Genomic DNA, 14,443 nt, shown 5'->3' with positions numbered 1-14,443 from the left:
GCGGACGGGAAATCCCTTCGAGGGGTCAATTCGAAAGGAGGGGGTAACCTTGCACCGTGGACTGTGTCGTCGCCATCGTGTCGGAGGAATGACCGTCCGGGGTCCGATATGGCGCACAACAATTGGACACAAACGCTGAGGTGCGAAGGCATTGTGGGTGACGGGGTGGCCCTGAGGCGTAACAAAGTGTGTCGGATTGCAATCGAATGCAAGCGCTGTAAAAGTCGCTTGGTGTGCATGCAAAAGCGCCTGGAGGGCCTGCTCAGGGAACGCCTGCTGCACCCGCACAGTCCCAGCACCTTGCCGCTTAGGCAGACGGGGCTTGGCGAAAGGCGAACCAGTGGGGTGTGTCCGAGTCTGGGGTGTCGGTTTCATAGGAGGGAGGCATGCACAGGCATGCGATGCACCATGTGTTGCAGAAGTCAGTGGGCGCGGGCGTTTTTGTTACCTTGATGGGGGCACTAGGCGCGGCTGCGGGCGCACAGGCTGGCCCCGAAGCGGCCTCAGCTCCGCCTGCAACGCCGGCGAGTGCGCCGCCCGCCTCCGCACCTGTTGCTTCTGCGCCAACCGTTCCTCTTGCAAAAACGAAAGAGCAGTCCGAGCGTCTGGCCGGCAGTTTCTGGCAGGGCGCGGTGGGAAAGGGCGCCGACAGCCCCGGCTGGAACGTGTGGTTGAACGTGTACGACCCCCCACCCAAAGCGCAGGACAAAGACAAGGATCCGGTGGCCGACACACTAACCGGCGAAGCCTACGATGACCGCCCCCAGGGCCGCGCCTTCTGGACTATCGAAGGCCGTAATGCGCCCGAGCATCGCTTCGTGTGGCGCGAACGTGCAGAAGCGCTCGATGCGGCCGGGCAGTCCGTCGTGCGCGAGGGCGGCACGCTCTCCGGTGCGTTTTCGGCCGACGGCGCCACCGCTACTGGCACCTGGAGCGACGGTGGCCGCAGCCAGCCCTTCACGCTGAAGCGCGTGGCGCGCTATCAGGAGGCTACGGGCACCTCCGGCCAGGCCAAGCTGACCGAGCGCTACCCGGTGACGGGCGATGCCGCCATCGACGCGCTGATCCAATCACTGCGCGTGCGCAAGTGCGACCAATACGACACCGAATGCGTCATCCGCATCAGCGCCGTCGGCCTCGGCGACACCGTCAGCCTCTTGCGCATGGTGTGGGCCTACAGCGGCGGCGCGCATGGCAACTACAGCTTCACTGCCGGCAACTGGCGCCGCGGTGCGCAGGGCTTTCAGCCAATCGCATTGGCCGATGTGCTGAACCCCACATCCACGTGCCTGCAGAACCTCAATACGCAGATCGTCGATGCGCTCAAGCGAGAAGGCGCACCCGATGCGCCGCGCGGCGCGCTCAAGGAGCGGGACCTGCGTAACGCGGCGTTTCCGTTTACGCTGCAAGGAGACCGCATCGTCGTGCACTACGGGCCGTATGAGGTCGGTCCGTATTCGTCGGGCGCATTCCGAGCCGCCGTGCGCTTCGATGACCTGGGCGCCGCATGCAAGCGGCCCACAACCTGATTGCCTCTGCATCGCCAACCATGTCCGCCAATCCTTCCTACGCCGACGAGCAAGACACCATGCGCCGGCTGCTGTCCGGCAAGACCATCGCCGTGGTCGGGCTGTCGCCACGCCCCACGCGGCCTAGCTACGACGTGGCGCGCTATCTGCAGCAGGCCGGCTATCGCATCGTGCCCGTCAACCCGCAACACGCGGGCGAAGACGTGCTCGGTGAGCCCTGCTATGCCTCGCTCACCGAAGCGGCGACAACCCTTGCCGCCGCCGGCCAGCGCATCGATCTGGTCGATATTTTCCGTCGCTCGGAACAAGTCCTGCCTGTCGTGCAGGAAGCCGTGACCCTGGGCGTGGGCGGCATCTGGGTGCAGCTTGGGATCGTGAATGACGAGGCAATGGCCGTCGCGCGCAACGCAGGCATTCCGGCCGTGCAAGACCGCTGCACGAAGATCGAGCACTGGCGACTCGGTGTCGCCGAGCAAAAATAAGCGCTGGCCCCCCGGCCTTTTGACCGATGCGGCGGCGCACCGGACTGACGCTTCCCCACCGCTCGCGTGGGTTGGGTCCGGGCCCATCTGAAGGTTCAAGCCGACCCGGCGCGCTACACTCTGGCGGTCATCGCATCCTGCTTACATCATGGCCGTCGATCCGCAAATCCTGCAGTTCTATCAACGCCTTGCCGAACAGTTCGGCGCCTTGCCTCCGCCTGAAGACGCCGCCGCGCAACGCGCGCGCTTCGAGGCGATTGCTGCGGTATCCGACCGCCCCGATCCTGATGGCGTTGACGTTTCGGACCTCAGCCTGCCGCTTGCGGGGCGCACGCTCGACGCCATCGTCTTTCGTCCAAAAGGCGTGACAACGCCCCGCCTGCTGGTGTGGTTCCACGGTGGTGGCTGGGTGGTTGGCGCGCCGCGCACAACGCATCGCATGCTGGCCGCGTTGGTCGCGCAAGACACCGTCTGCGCCGTGGTGAGTGTCGATTACCGCCTCGCGCCCGAGCATGCGTTTCCCACGCCGGCGGACGATGCACGCGACGCGCTCGCGTACTTGGCCGAGCAGCGCGCGGACCTCGACCTTGATCCGGACTTCCTGGCCGTGGGCGGCGACAGCGCGGGCGGCCATCTTGCGGTGCAGGCCGCGCAGGGCATGCGCCCCGGCCTCGTGAATGCGCAGCTGCTGCTGTACCCCGTCACCACGCCGGCCTTCGGCAGCGAAAGCTACAACGCGTTTGCACAGGGCCCCGGCCTCACGCGCGATGAAATGCGCTGGTACTGGGAGAAATACATCGGTGCCGAAGCACTCGCCAAGCCCCTCGCCGAGCACGACCCCCGCATTTTCCTGATGGCGCGCGCGCCGGCCTATACGCCGCCCGACACCGTTGTCATCGTGGCCGCGCACGACGTGCTGCGCGACGACGGCCTGCAATACGCCGACTACCTCGTGCAGCACGGCGCGCAGGTCATCACCATCGAAGCCTCCGGCATGACGCACGCCTTTGCGCGCATCCAGTTCGAGGCCGAGCGCGCACGCGAATGGATGCGCCGCGCAGCGCACGCATTCGTCGGAATGATCAGCGAGGAATAGCGAGGAATAAGCAGGGCCGGGCTAACGCGTCGGCGTGCGGCGCGGGCGGAATGCGGCAAGCACCCGGCGTGTGACAAACAGCGAGAGATAGTCGTGCACGCTGGCGTCGGCCGCCAATGTGCGCATTGTCTGCATGTACTGCTCGCGGACGACATCGGCCGGTACGCCGGTGTCCTGTGCGATCTGGTGGATCTGCTCGTCCTGGTCTGCGATGGCGGTGCCCATGTTTGCTTCCCGTCCTTGCTTTGGCAATGACGCGCGGGGCTGCTTGCGCGGCGAGTGACCACTATAGGAAACGCATCGGAACAATCCAGCCTTGTTGCAAAGCTTTCGGCGGGGTGCCCGTGCGGCATCAAAACGGTGCGGTTGCCGGCACAGACACCGCGCCGGCAAGGATCATTTGCTCCAGTTCGCGGGCATGCTCTGCAGGCCGATGGCGACGCCCGACGCATCCGTCACGCGCGCCAGCTCACGATACGCAATCGCCTGTACGCGCTCGGGCAGCGGCACGAACTTCGCACGCGCGGCCAGCTCGTCGCCGTGGAAGTAACCCCACGTCAGGAACTTCAGCGCGGCCAGCGTGCGCGGGCCCGATGCACTGACCGCCGGCACGACGATGAAGGTGCCCATGGTGATCGGCCATGTCTCCGCACCCGGCAGGTTGACCAGCGGCGCGGTGAAATCGCCCTTGCGGTTCCACGCGCTCTGCATCACCGCTTCGCGAAAGCCGCTCACCTGCGCGCTGACAAAGCGGCCTGCCAGGTTGCGCAACTGCACGCCGCTCAGGTCGTTGTCGAGGATGTAGTTGTAGTCGACATAGCCGATGGCGCCGGACGTGGCCTGCACCGCCTTGACCACATCGCCGCTGCCCTTTGCGGCAGTGAAGCCTGCCGGCCAGTTGATGGTCGACTTGGTGCCGTAAGTGCGTTTCCAGTCGGCGCTGACGGCACTCAGGTAGTCGGTGAAGTGGTACGTCGTGCCTGAGCCATCGGAGCGCACGACGGGATGGATCTTCAGCTTGGGCAGGGTCACGCCCGGATTCAGCGCACGCAGTTCAGGCGCATCCCAGCTCTCGACCTTGCCGAGGAAGATCTGCGCCAGCAGTTCACCCGTCAGTTTGAGTTGTCCGCGCGGCACACCTGGCACGTTCACGAACGGCACCGCACCCGTCACCACCGACGGCACGCAGACGAGGCCGGCCTTGGCAGCCTCTGCGCTGGAGAGCGGCACGTCAGACGCACCGAAATCCACCGCGCCCGCGCGGATGCGCTTCAGGCCTTCACCTGAGCCCACCGCGTCATAGCTGAGCGTCACGCCCGACGATGCGGCATACCCCTCCGACCAGACGCGATAGACCGGCGCAGCGGCGGTCGAACCTGCACCGCGCACATCTGCGCGAGCGAGGAGGGGCAAGCCGGCAGCCGCAACGGCCACGGCGAGAACAATGTGCTTGAACATGGGAGAGCTGCGGACTGCAGAAGACGCAAAGCGTGCGATTGTAGCGACGCACCTGTGACAGCACGGCGTGCAGCCCGGATAGAGCCCATCTACAACATGGAGATGTGTTGTAAGACGTTCCGCAAACGTTAGGCGGAGTAGGGGGTGGGATCGGCGGTTTTGTTTAGGACCGCCGATCCGGACGATCGGTCAGGCGACGGCGCTGGCCTTGATCAGGCCCTCGGCCGTCAAGGCTTCAACCACCTGCGGCCGGGCACCCACCCGCGCCATATACGCCTGCACGTTCGGATACGCGCCCATCGGCAGCGAGAGGAAGTTCGTCCAGTTCAGCACCGCAAAGGCATAGGCGTCGGCCACGCTGTAGGTGTCGGCCAGGTAAGGCTGTTTGGCAAGGCGGGCATCGAGTTCGGCAAAGCGCTTGGCCAGCTTGTCCTTGGCGCCCTGGCGGGTGGCTTCGGGCGTTTCCTTGTACCAGAGCGGGCCGAAGCCTTTGTGCAGCTCGGTGCTGACAAACGTGAGCCATTCGATCACGGCCAGGCGATGCGCACTGCCCGGCTTGCCGATCAGTGCTTGCGCCGGGTCGAGGTCGGCCACGTATTGCAGCAGCGCCGCGGCTTCGGTGTGGCGCGAGCCATCGGCCAGCTCCAGCAGCGGCACGTAACCGCGCGGCGAGATCGTGTAGAAATCCGTGCCGTCGGCGGTGAGGTGCTTGGCAAGGTCGACAGCGGTGAGGTCAAACTTCGCGCCCACTTCGCGCAGGGCGATATGCACGGCCAGCGAGCAGGCGCCGGCGGAGTAATAGAGCTTCATGGTCTTGGTCTCGTGAACGGTTGGGAAAGCCGCCAACGGCGGCGGTGACGACACTGTAGGATTGCGCCGTTGCCAATGAAATAGGCAGAACAGCAAATCATGCTTGCGCAGACGCAATACCGGCTGAGCGCAGCCGACCTTGAGATCGTACTGGCGATGGTGCGCACAGGCACGCTGGCGGGGGCCGGTGAACGGCTTGGCGTGGATGCGTCCACCGTGTTCCGCTCATTGCAGCGCATCGAGCGCGGCCTGGGCGCCACGCTGTTTGCGCGCTCCCGCACGGGCTATCTGGCGGGCGACCTGGCGCACGCGCTGGCGGAACAAGCCGAGCAGGTGGAGTCGGCGCTCGAGGTTGCGCGATCGGCGGTGCATGCGGTGCCGGATCAGGTATCCGGCACCGTGCGCATCACCACCACGGACACGATCCTGGTCGGCATGGTCGCGCCCGCGTTAAAGGCGCTGCAAGCCGAGCATCCGAACCTGAGCTACGACCTTCGTGTGAGCAATGAGCTGGCCAGCCTGACCCGGCGCGATGCCGACATTGCCGTGCGGGCCACGCGGCGCCCGCCGCAGCATCTGGTGGGCAAACACATCGGGTCGATTCGCGTGGGGCTATACGCCGGGCGCGCAAGCGGCATCACCTACGCCGATGTCGAAGCGGGCCGCACGCCGTGGCTCGCCATTGACGATGCAATTCCGGATCACCCGTCAGTGAGTTGGCGCAAACGGCATTTCCCCAAGGTCATACCCACGTACTTCGTCAACAGCCTGCAGATTGCGGCCGAGATGGTCGGCATGGGCATGGGCGTCGGGATTCTGCCCGTGGTGATGGCGCAGGAGCGCAGCGATCTGGTCGCGCTGCGCGATCTGCAAGACGCCAATCAGTCGGAGCTGTGGCTGCTGACGCATCCGGAATCGCGCCACCTGCGGCGGATTGCCGTGGTGTATGGCCACCTGGCGCAGACGTTGCGTTTGCCCTGATTCAGTTGGCTGCAACGGCCGGGGCGATTGGTTGCTCTTCGGGAATGAGCGCGGCGCGGCGGCGCAAATCCTCCGTCGTGTCGCCATTGCCATCGGGCCGCCAGCCCGGTGGGCGGAACAGGTAACCCAGCACTTCGCTGACCGAGCGTGCGGTCTTCAGGTCTTGCCAGAGCGCGCGCCAATGTGCGAATTCGATCACCAGCAGGTTGTATGTGCGCATCGGGTGCACGAGGCCGTAGCGGCAGGGCACGTCCTTGCGCTCGGGGATGTAGGTGCCGAACAGCCGGTCGAACACGATCAGCACGCCGCCGTAGTTGCCGTCGAGGTATTCGAGGTTGGACGCGTGATGCACGCGATGTGCCGAGGGCGTGTTCAGCACCCATTCCAGGGGCCCCAGGCGGGGGATCCACGTGGCGTGAATCCAGAACTGGTACAGCAGATTGAGCGACAGCAGCATCAGCACGATGCGCGGCGGCATGCCCAGCAGCGGCGCCAGCGCAAAGAAGGCGAGCGTGCCGGTCAACCGTCCTGTCCAGCCGAAGCGGTAGGCCGCCGACAGGTTCAGGTCATTGGGCGAATGGTGGATGGCATGCGTACACCAGAACCAGCGCACGCGGTGCGCGGCACGGTGGTACCCGTAGTAGCAGAACTCCTGGCCAAGAAAGCACGCAGCCCAGCCCGTCCAGTGGTCCATCGGCAGCGTCCAGAGACGATGCTGGTAGACCCATTCCAGACCTTGCATCCAGAACGCCAGCGGCAGCAGCCAGCGCAGTGGGTACTCGCGTACGAGGAAATCCACCACCGACACGCCAGCGGCCTTCCAATCGTAGTTGGCCCAGCCTTTTCTCAATGACAGCACGACGGCCTCGGCCAGTGACGACACCAGCACGAGCACGACGGCAATCTTCAGGATGGTGAACAGCACGGCCATGGCGCAGGGCTCCCGGCTCCGTAGGAATGCCAGCGACGGTACTGCAAACGATACCGGAGCGGCAATTGGGGCCGACGCCGGGGCTTCTTACAACGTATTCATCGCCCCCAGGTGTTGTTGCAGTTGTGCAGAAAGATGTGCACGCCGCCGCTCTTGTCTTGCGCCACGCCGGCGCTGCCCCAGGAGTAGCGGGTCAGGCCACCCGGGTCTTGGCCGAGTTTGCCGGCAATCCAGCGGCGGTGGCGTTGTTCCACCACGTCGATGTCGTCGTACGAGACCGGCTGCGCCAGCTCGACGAATACGCTGACGAGCGCATCGGCTTCAAACCGCAGGCTGACGGTCACGGGCGTGGCGTCGTCCAGCGCAGCCACTGTCGCGAATTGGCAGGGGACGTCTCTGCCTTCGACGCTCACGGACCGTACAGGCCCGACTGTAAAGCGCGCGGGCAGGGCATCCGCTTTTGTCTGCGGTGTGATGCGGATGTCGGCAAGCCGGATTTCGCCGGTGGCGGGGTCGATGTGGACGGCGTCGTGCATGGGCTTCAGTTTCAGGGGAATGGATTGCCTGGGCAATCATGCGGGGCGCTTCCTTTTATAGCAGTCATCCCTTCGTGGGGGAGGGTTTCGCCGCCTCAAGTTCGCTTGCGCGGTGCCGTAGCAGCTTGGAGTGGCCCCCGACAGCCGGCAGTCGGATCTGGAGGGCGCTGCGGCAAATACCGTACGCAGTCAGATTCATGGAAAACGTTTGGCCTAGAAGAAACATGATCTCCTCTCTCCGCACCCGAATTCTCCTCATCTCGTCGGCCACCGTGGTCGGTGCCCTGGCGCTGTCCGGCGCCGCCACGTATTCCATCGTGCGTTCGAACACGATGGAATCGATCGATCAGAATCTTGCCGCCATCACCAGCGCCAACACGCTCGTCATCGACAAATGGGTGGCGGCCAAAGCGCGTGCTGTAAAGACGACGGCGGACGTCGTCGAACATGGCGACCCGCGCGGCCTGGTCAAGCACATGGGCGATGCGGACGGCTTTCCCATCACCACCATTGGTTGGACCGACAAATCGTTCCTGTCCACCAGCAGCACCACCCCCAAGGACTACGACCCCACCGTCCGCCCTTGGTACAAGGAAGCCATTGCCGCTGGCAAGCTGCTCGTCACGAAGCCCTACGGTGATGTGTCTACGGGCGTGAAGTACGTCTCGTTCTCTGCCCCGCTGATGCGCAATGGCGAAGCCACCGGCGCTGTGAGCGGCGCCGTGCCGCTGGACCGTGTACGCGACGTGGTGGCCGCCGTGCACCCGACCCCGTCGAGCCTGGCGTTTGTCGTGGCCAAGGACGGGCAAGTCATCGCCCACCCCGACGCCAAGCTGATGCTCAAGCCGGTGTCCGATGTGTCGGCGGCGCTCAATGCCGATGTGCTGGCATCGCTTGCCAAAGCGAATGCTCCGCTGGAAGTGGAGCTTGCTGGCGCGCCGAAGCTGCTGAAGGCCCAGGCCGTGCAGGGGACCGACTGGAGCCTGGTGATCGCACTGGACAAGGCCGAGGCCACCGCGGGTTTGCGCAGTGTCGTACGTGCCCTGGCCATCGCCATCGTGCTGCTGACGCTGGCGGCGCTGGGCATTGCCGCATTCTTCACGTCGCAGTCGTTCCGCCGCCTGTCGCAGGTGCGTGATGCGATGGACACCATCGGCTCCGGCGGCGGCGACCTGACGCACCGTCTGCCCGTGGTCGGTAACGATGAAGTCGCGCAGATCAGCGCGTCGTTCAACACGTTCATCGACAAGATCGGCGAAGTGCTGCTGGACGTGCGCGCCAGCGTCGACAGCATGAAATCCGCCACCGGCGAGATCGAAGCGGGCAACCGTGATCTGTCCAACCGCACCGAGGTCTCCGCCAGCAACCTGCAGGAAACCTCTGCCGCGTTGACCGAACTGACGACCAGCGTGAAGAACTCCGCCGATGCGGCCGTGCAGGCCACGCGGCTGGCCAGCGATGCAAGCGATGCCGCCACGCGCGGCGGCGAGGTGGTCTCCAGCGCCGTCAGCACGATGGACGAGATCGCCAAGTCGTCGGCGCGTATTACCGAGATCATCGGCGTGATCGACAGCATCGCGTTCCAGACCAACATCCTCGCGCTGAACGCCGCAGTGGAAGCCGCTCGGGCCGGCGAGAACGGCCGCGGCTTTGCCGTGGTGGCCGGCGAGGTGCGCACGCTGGCACAACGCAGCGCCACGGCCGCCCGCGAGATCAAAGACCTGATCCAGGCATCGGAAGCCAGCGTGAAGACCGGCGCGCAACGCGTGCAGGCCGCCGGCGCCACGATGCAGGAGATCGTGCAGGGCATCGAGCGTGTCGCGCGCATCATCGGCGAGATCGACGGCGCGATGCACGAGCAGAGCACCGGTATCAGCCAGATCGATCGCAGCGTGGCCGAGATGGACCAGGCCACGCAGCAGAACGCCGCACTGGTGGAGCAGTCGACGGCCGCATCGTCGATGCTTAACGAGCAAGCGCAGGGGCTGGCACGCACAGTGGGCCTGTTCAAGCTGCGCGGCGTCTGACGCACCGTACCCCTCTTCAACGCGCCCGGGCCGGGTGCGCCTTTGCCTAGAATGGAGCCCCGGCAACTTCCCCGCGCCCCTCGCTTTCGGCGGACGTTGCCTGACCTCAACGCTCCGCCTGCATGCCCAATGTGCTGATCCTCGGTGGCCGCGCGCCGGTGGCGCTCGACCACGCCCGCCGCTTTGCCCACCAGGGGTGGACGGTCTGCATTGCCGACAGCATTCCGTGCCAGATCAGCGGCGCTTCCAAGGCGGTTTCGGCCAGCTTTCGCATTGCATCGCCGCGCCATGCGCCCGCGCAGTTTGCGGCCGACCTCGCACGCATCGTGCACGAACGTTCCATCGATCTGCTGGTGCCGACCTGCGAGGAAGTCTTCTTCGTATCGCGCTACCGGCATCACTTGCCGACCCACGTGCGGGTGCTGGCCGAAGACTTCGACAAGCTGCGCGCGGTGCACAGCAAATGGACGTTCCTTGAACTCGCGCAGGATTGCGGGGCCGATGTACCGGTCTCCGCGCTGGTGCGTACGTTGGAGGAAGCGCGCGCCTGGGCAGCCGGCCGCCCTGTTGTGCTCAAGCCGGAGTTCTCGCGCTTTGGCGTGCATGTGCGCCTGTACCGCGACGGCATTCCCGATGATGGGCCGCCGCTGGCCGACCTCGGCGCCTGGGTGGTGCAGACGTTGGTGGCGGGCCAGGAGTTCTGCTCGTATAGCGTGGCCGATCGCGGTCGGCTCGTGGCCCATGCGCTGTATCGCCCCGACTGGCGCATGTCGACCAGCGCGAGCTTCTACTTCGCGCCCGCACGCATCGACGCGGTACGCAATTTCGTTGCCAACTTCGCGCGCAAGCTCGACTTCACAGGGCAGCTCTCGTTTGACTGGATCCAGCAGGCCGATGGCCGCGTGAGCCCGCTCGAATGCAATCCGCGCGCCACCAGCGGGTGCCACCTGTTCGGCCTGGACGATGCGTTGCCCGCCGCGCTGGCCGGCACGCTCGACGGCTGCATCGAACCGTCGCTGGGTGCACCGCGCATGGCGGCGGCGGTGATGGCATCGGCAGGGCTGTTCGATGCATTGCGCCACGGCACGCTGCGCCAATGGCGCCAGGATTGGCGCGCCGCCACCGACGTCATCGCCACACCAGGCGACCGCCGCCCGCTGTGGGGCGGCGTGTGCGATCTCGCCGCTTATGCGCGCATGGCCATCGCCCAGCGTTGCAACATGCGCGAAGCCGCCACGCAAGACATCGAGTGGGACGGTCAGGAGTTGCCCGAGGTATGAACGCACCTGGCGCCGTGCCCCATGCGTGCTTTGCCGACAAGGCCGGCGCGTTCCTGCACGTGCATCGCGGGCAGGCGTCGGCGCCGTTCGTTGCCAACCTGGTGACGCAGGTCGATGTGGTGGAGGCTGGTGGTCTGCCGTTGCCCGTGACCATCAACGGCAGTGAGGATCGCGCCGGCCATGGCGAAAACGCCTGGGTCTGCTCGCCCATCACGACATACGGCCGCTATGCGGCGGAAGAGTCCGAGCGTCTGATGCCGCGCATGGTGCGGCCGCTGCTGCGTGGCGCCATCGGCTTGGCCGACGCGTGGATGCGGCGTGCGCAGTTGGATCGCGCGGTGGTTGTCAACAACTGGCTCGTCAGTACGAACCTGTATCCATCGGCAGCGGGCTTCGATCTGGGTGCGCTGGTGCGTACGTGCCGCGAGCGTTGGCCGGACCGCGCGATCTGGCTGCGTTCACTCAACACGATCCAGCATGCCGACTGGCTACGCGCTGCCACCGCTGCCGGCTTCGATTTGATCCCCACGCGGCAGGTCTATCTGTTTCGGCACCTGCAGCGTGCTTCGCGCACGTCGGAGCTGCGTCGCGATCTGCGGCGGGACCTCAAGCTGCTCGACGCGACCCCGCTGACGTTCGTGCCGCACGACGGCTTTACCGATGCCGATTTCGCCCAGGCCGAGCAGCTGTATGCGCAGCTCTATCTCGACAAGTATTCCGCGCTGAATCCGCGTTACACGGCAGCGTTTCTGCGCGCATGGCACGCAGCGGGGCTGCTGGAGTGCGCAGGCTTTCGCGATGCGCACGGCGTGCTGCGCGCGGTGGTTGGCGTGTTTGGGCAAGGGCCGTTGCTGACTGCACCCATCGTCGGCTACGACACGACGTGGCCCCAGCAAGCAGGGCTGTATCGCCTGCTGATGGCGCACGTGCTGCGGTTGACCATCACACGCGATGCCGAGCTGAACCTGAGCGCCGGCGCCGCGCACTTCAAACGCCTGCGCGGCGGCGTGCCGGCCATTGAAATGAGCGCCGTCTATTGCAGGCACCTGCCACCCGCCACCCGCCGTGCCATCGCCGTGCTGCGTGCTCTCACCACCCGGATCGGCGTGCCGATCATGCAACGCTTTCAGTTATGACCGCCTGGAACGCTACGCTGCTGCGCGGTTGGTACCCCGTCGCCGAGGCCCATCGGCTGCGCGACAGGCCGATGCGCGTGACCCTGTTTGGCCGCGCAGTGGTGCTTGCGCGTTTGCCCTCGGGCGGACTGCTTGCGCTCGATGACCGCTGCCCGCATCGGCATGTGCCGTTGTCCGACGGCCAGCTCGTTGGCGAAACACTGCAGTGCAAGTACCACGGCTGGACGTTCGGCGCCGATGGCCGTTGCACGGCCATGCCGGGCATGTGCCCAGGCGCCGCCGTGCCCGCCGTGCAAGTGAATGCCTGGCAGGCGTTCGAGCACGACGGGCTGATCTGGATGAGCGCGCGGGCGCCGAGTGAGGCTGCGCCTGCTGCCTTGCCCGTATTCCTGAATCGGTTACCGGCGGGGAGCCGTCGCTTTCTTTGGAGCACGCTGTGGCAGGCGCGTCCGGCCGATGCGCTGGAGAATTTTCTTGATCCGCTGCACACGCATCTCGTGCATCCGGGCCTCGTGCGCAACCACGGCGCGCGCCAGCCGATGACGGTGACCGTCACTCAATCGGCAGATGGCCTGCAGGTCGACTACGCCGGCCAGGCGCAGCAAAGCGGCTTGCTGTACCGCCTGTTCGAATCGCCGCGCACGATGGAGCGTGCACATTTCGCTATCGCCGCCCCGGCGACCGCCCAGCTCGAATACCGCTACGCCAACGGCAGTTCGCTGTATTTCACGCTGCACTTCACGCCCGAAGACGAGATGCGCACGCGCCTGTTCGCCACGCTGCACGTGGAAAACCGCTGGGCCCCGGCCTGGGCCGTGCGCTGGTTCGTCTGGCCGTTCCTGTACCGGGTGGCGGAGCAGGACCGTCGCATTGTTGAAGCGCAGGCCGCCAACAGCGTGCGCTTTGGCCGGCAGGACGGCATTTCCACCGAACTCGATCTCGTGCGGCCGATGCTGGATGCGGTGTGGATGCCGGGCGGCAACCCCGTCGAGGCGGGCGAGCGGGTGATGCAGATGTGGCTGTAGCGCACTGCGGCGCTACATCGACCGCCCGTCAAACTGGGTTACCGGCACGCTGGCCAGATCGATGTCTTCCAGACAGCGCACGTTGATGGCAATCATCGGCGTGCCGTCGGGCATGACGCCCTCGGCATACGGATGGATGCCGCAGGTCGGGCAGAAGCGGTGTTTGATCACGTGCTTGCGAAAGAGGTAGGTGCTTGCGTTGTCTTCGGGCGTCAGCAGCCGAACCTTGTCGCGCGCGACGAACCACAGCAGCGAGCCCTTGCGCTGGCAGATCGAGCAGTTGCATGCCATCGCGCTTTCCGGATGGCCTTCGACTTCGAACGCGACGTTGCCGCAGTGGCAGCTTCCTTTGTGTGTCATGCCGGTCTCCTGTGATGTGCGTTTTGTGGCGGGCTTGGCGCCGTCCACTATAGGCGAGCCGGTTTGGGGGCGGCGCCCCGGATTCTCGGGAATCGCCCTAGGTCTACGCCTGCGCGTGCCGATGCGACAATCGCCGCGAGCGCGCCAAACGAATGAGCCAACCAGCGCGCCGCTGACCGCCGCGCCTTGACGGCGACCGCGTCATGAGGAGCCCAACCATGAATCGCCATCGTCCTGTTGCTGTGATCCGGGCGGTTTCTGCCGCCGCCATCTTTGCCGGCTGCGCCGGCGCGTTTGCGCAAGCGTCCCAACCGGCTGCGGCAGCGGCTCCAGCCTCGGCGCCGACGCTTTCGGCGCAGATCGTCAACATGGGCAGCATGACCCCGGACGAGATCGGCCCCGTCATCGCCGAGATGGGCACGCTGCGCACGAAAACACTGGTGACGGCGGCCAACGGCACGGTGGGCATCCAGGTGGGGACCGTGGCCAGGCACACGCATACGTACTCCGACGAGATCCAGTACGTGATGTCCGGCACGGCCACCGTCTGGCTCGACAGCGCGCCGCGCGAGGTGCGGGCGGGCGATCTGATCGTGATTCCGCGTGGTGTGGTGCACGGAACGCTGACCACCAGCACGGATTTCAAGGCGATGGCGATCAAGCTGCCGCCGCAGCGCGCGGGCGATACGCACAAGGTGCCGTGATATCTGCACCCGTGATCTGCGACATGTTGGCCTGGGTCAGGGCGGGATAAAAACACCATCCCTTACAATGGCGCCCTCCTCAAGAGTC

The 14,443-nt window shown here is 65.8% G+C and carries 15 protein-coding genes; 9 read left to right on the top strand and 6 right to left on the bottom strand.

The window, feature by feature from the left end:
* Window positions 1-386: 386 nt before the first annotated feature.
* The 3 genes from ACTJK6_RS21795 to ACTJK6_RS21785 all read left to right on the top strand — a co-directional run bounded on the left by ACTJK6_RS21795 (window position 387) and on the right by ACTJK6_RS21785 (window position 3,107).
* Window positions 387-1,529 carry an RsiV family protein gene (locus ACTJK6_RS21795; protein ID WP_440840159.1) on the top strand — a complete coding sequence of 381 codons (1,143 nt, stop codon included), beginning with the start codon at window positions 387-389 and terminating at the stop codon, window positions 1,527-1,529.
* A 20-nt stretch (window positions 1,530-1,549) separates the two neighbouring features.
* Window positions 1,550-2,011: a CoA-binding protein gene (locus tag ACTJK6_RS21790; protein ID WP_322016925.1), complete on the top strand. Its 462-nt coding sequence runs from the start codon at window positions 1,550-1,552 to the stop codon at window positions 2,009-2,011.
* Between the two features lie 148 nt (window positions 2,012-2,159).
* Window positions 2,160-3,107 (top strand): alpha/beta hydrolase, encoded by a 948-nt coding sequence (locus tag ACTJK6_RS21785; protein ID WP_440840158.1) that lies wholly within the window; start codon window positions 2,160-2,162, stop codon window positions 3,105-3,107.
* Window positions 3,108-3,128: 21 nt separating this feature from the next.
* Here ACTJK6_RS21785 and ACTJK6_RS21780 read toward each other — a convergent pair whose 3' ends face one another.
* The 3 genes from ACTJK6_RS21780 to gstA form a co-directional block, all read right to left on the bottom strand.
* The gene (locus tag ACTJK6_RS21780; RefSeq protein ID WP_232041386.1) at window positions 3,129-3,332 is read right to left on the bottom strand and encodes a DUF3562 domain-containing protein; all 204 of its coding nucleotides are present in this window, start codon (window positions 3,330-3,332) and stop codon (window positions 3,129-3,131) included.
* Window positions 3,333-3,503: 171 nt separating this feature from the next.
* Window positions 3,504-4,565, bottom strand: a complete 1,062-nt coding sequence (pstS, locus tag ACTJK6_RS21775; protein ID WP_433865718.1) for a phosphate ABC transporter substrate-binding protein PstS — start codon at window positions 4,563-4,565, stop codon at window positions 3,504-3,506.
* A gap of 189 nt (window positions 4,566-4,754) precedes the next feature.
* Window positions 4,755-5,375, bottom strand: a complete 621-nt coding sequence (gene gstA / locus ACTJK6_RS21770) for a glutathione transferase GstA (RefSeq protein ID WP_316880621.1) — start codon at window positions 5,373-5,375, stop codon at window positions 4,755-4,757.
* A gap of 99 nt (window positions 5,376-5,474) precedes the next feature.
* On the opposite strand from gstA, the gene ACTJK6_RS21765 reads away from it, so the two are divergent.
* Window positions 5,475-6,356, top strand: a complete 882-nt coding sequence (locus tag ACTJK6_RS21765; protein WP_414561272.1) for a LysR family transcriptional regulator — start codon at window positions 5,475-5,477, stop codon at window positions 6,354-6,356.
* A gap of 1 nt (window position 6,357) precedes the next feature.
* Here ACTJK6_RS21765 and ACTJK6_RS21760 read toward each other — a convergent pair whose 3' ends face one another.
* Both ACTJK6_RS21760 and ACTJK6_RS21755 read right to left on the bottom strand, forming a co-directional pair.
* Window positions 6,358-7,287, bottom strand: coding sequence for a sterol desaturase family protein (locus ACTJK6_RS21760; protein ID WP_440840157.1), 930 nt, complete (start codon window positions 7,285-7,287; stop codon window positions 6,358-6,360).
* 98 nt (window positions 7,288-7,385) lie between these two features.
* On the bottom strand, window positions 7,386-7,823 hold the full coding sequence (locus ACTJK6_RS21755) for a hypothetical protein (RefSeq protein WP_440840156.1): 438 nt from the start codon (window positions 7,821-7,823) through the stop codon (window positions 7,386-7,388).
* Between the two features lie 224 nt (window positions 7,824-8,047).
* On the opposite strand from ACTJK6_RS21755, the gene ACTJK6_RS21750 reads away from it, so the two are divergent.
* The 4 genes from ACTJK6_RS21750 to ACTJK6_RS21735 all read left to right on the top strand — a co-directional run bounded on the left by ACTJK6_RS21750 (window position 8,048) and on the right by ACTJK6_RS21735 (window position 13,291).
* Window positions 8,048-9,850 (top strand): methyl-accepting chemotaxis protein, encoded by a 1,803-nt coding sequence (locus ACTJK6_RS21750; protein WP_440840155.1) that lies wholly within the window; start codon window positions 8,048-8,050, stop codon window positions 9,848-9,850.
* 122 nt (window positions 9,851-9,972) lie between these two features.
* Window positions 9,973-11,130, top strand: coding sequence for an ATP-grasp domain-containing protein (locus ACTJK6_RS21745; protein WP_440840154.1), 1,158 nt, complete (start codon window positions 9,973-9,975; stop codon window positions 11,128-11,130).
* Window positions 11,127-12,266, top strand: a complete 1,140-nt coding sequence (locus tag ACTJK6_RS21740; RefSeq protein ID WP_440840153.1) for a hypothetical protein — start codon at window positions 11,127-11,129, stop codon at window positions 12,264-12,266. Before ACTJK6_RS21745 ends, ACTJK6_RS21740 begins: the two co-directional genes overlap by 4 nt.
* On the top strand, window positions 12,263-13,291 hold the full coding sequence (locus tag ACTJK6_RS21735) for a Rieske 2Fe-2S domain-containing protein (RefSeq protein ID WP_440840152.1): 1,029 nt from the start codon (window positions 12,263-12,265) through the stop codon (window positions 13,289-13,291). Before ACTJK6_RS21740 ends, ACTJK6_RS21735 begins: the two co-directional genes overlap by 4 nt.
* A 12-nt stretch (window positions 13,292-13,303) precedes the next feature.
* On the opposite strand, the gene ACTJK6_RS21730 is transcribed toward ACTJK6_RS21735, so the two are convergent.
* A complete protein-coding gene (locus tag ACTJK6_RS21730; RefSeq protein WP_232041376.1) occupies window positions 13,304-13,651 on the bottom strand; it encodes a GFA family protein in 348 nt (115 codons plus the stop codon).
* Between the two features lie 218 nt (window positions 13,652-13,869).
* Between ACTJK6_RS21730 and ACTJK6_RS21725 the strand changes: the two genes are divergently transcribed.
* A complete protein-coding gene (locus ACTJK6_RS21725; RefSeq protein WP_440840151.1) occupies window positions 13,870-14,355 on the top strand; it encodes a cupin domain-containing protein in 486 nt (161 codons plus the stop codon).
* Window positions 14,356-14,443: the final 88 nt, after the last annotated feature.

The sequence above is a fragment of the Ralstonia sp. 22086 genome, from assembly GCF_052045975.1.
In the GTDB taxonomy this organism is placed as follows: domain Bacteria; phylum Pseudomonadota; class Gammaproteobacteria; order Burkholderiales; family Burkholderiaceae; genus Ralstonia; species Ralstonia wenshanensis.
The sequence above is the reverse complement of the archived record's forward strand: the minus strand, read 5'-3'. Positions and strand labels throughout refer to the sequence as shown.

Bases quoted from the DNA above. Each gene is read 5' to 3' on its own strand.
- ACTJK6_RS21735 (WP_440840152.1), top strand. From the start codon at position 12,263: ATGACCGCCTGGAACGCTACGCTGCTGCGCGGTTGGTACCCCGTCGCC.
- pstS (WP_433865718.1), bottom strand. From the start codon at position 4,565: ATGTTCAAGCACATTGTTCTCGCCGTGGCCGTTGCGGCTGCCGGCTTG.
- gstA (WP_316880621.1), bottom strand. From the start codon at position 5,375: ATGAAGCTCTATTACTCCGCCGGCGCCTGCTCGCTGGCCGTGCATATC.
- ACTJK6_RS21745 (WP_440840154.1), top strand. From the start codon at position 9,973: ATGCCCAATGTGCTGATCCTCGGTGGCCGCGCGCCGGTGGCGCTCGAC.
- ACTJK6_RS21780 (WP_232041386.1), bottom strand. From the start codon at position 3,332: ATGGGCACCGCCATCGCAGACCAGGACGAGCAGATCCACCAGATCGCA.
- ACTJK6_RS21760 (WP_440840157.1), bottom strand. From the start codon at position 7,287: ATGGCCGTGCTGTTCACCATCCTGAAGATTGCCGTCGTGCTCGTGCTG.
- ACTJK6_RS21750 (WP_440840155.1), top strand. From the start codon at position 8,048: ATGATCTCCTCTCTCCGCACCCGAATTCTCCTCATCTCGTCGGCCACC.
- ACTJK6_RS21740 (WP_440840153.1), top strand. From the start codon at position 11,127: ATGAACGCACCTGGCGCCGTGCCCCATGCGTGCTTTGCCGACAAGGCC.
- ACTJK6_RS21795 (WP_440840159.1), top strand. From the start codon at position 387: ATGCACAGGCATGCGATGCACCATGTGTTGCAGAAGTCAGTGGGCGCG.
- ACTJK6_RS21785 (WP_440840158.1), top strand. From the start codon at position 2,160: ATGGCCGTCGATCCGCAAATCCTGCAGTTCTATCAACGCCTTGCCGAA.
- ACTJK6_RS21790 (WP_322016925.1), top strand. From the start codon at position 1,550: ATGTCCGCCAATCCTTCCTACGCCGACGAGCAAGACACCATGCGCCGG.
- ACTJK6_RS21765 (WP_414561272.1), top strand. From the start codon at position 5,475: ATGCTTGCGCAGACGCAATACCGGCTGAGCGCAGCCGACCTTGAGATC.
- ACTJK6_RS21755 (WP_440840156.1), bottom strand. From the start codon at position 7,823: ATGCACGACGCCGTCCACATCGACCCCGCCACCGGCGAAATCCGGCTT.
- ACTJK6_RS21725 (WP_440840151.1), top strand. From the start codon at position 13,870: ATGAATCGCCATCGTCCTGTTGCTGTGATCCGGGCGGTTTCTGCCGCC.
- ACTJK6_RS21730 (WP_232041376.1), bottom strand. From the start codon at position 13,651: ATGACACACAAAGGAAGCTGCCACTGCGGCAACGTCGCGTTCGAAGTC.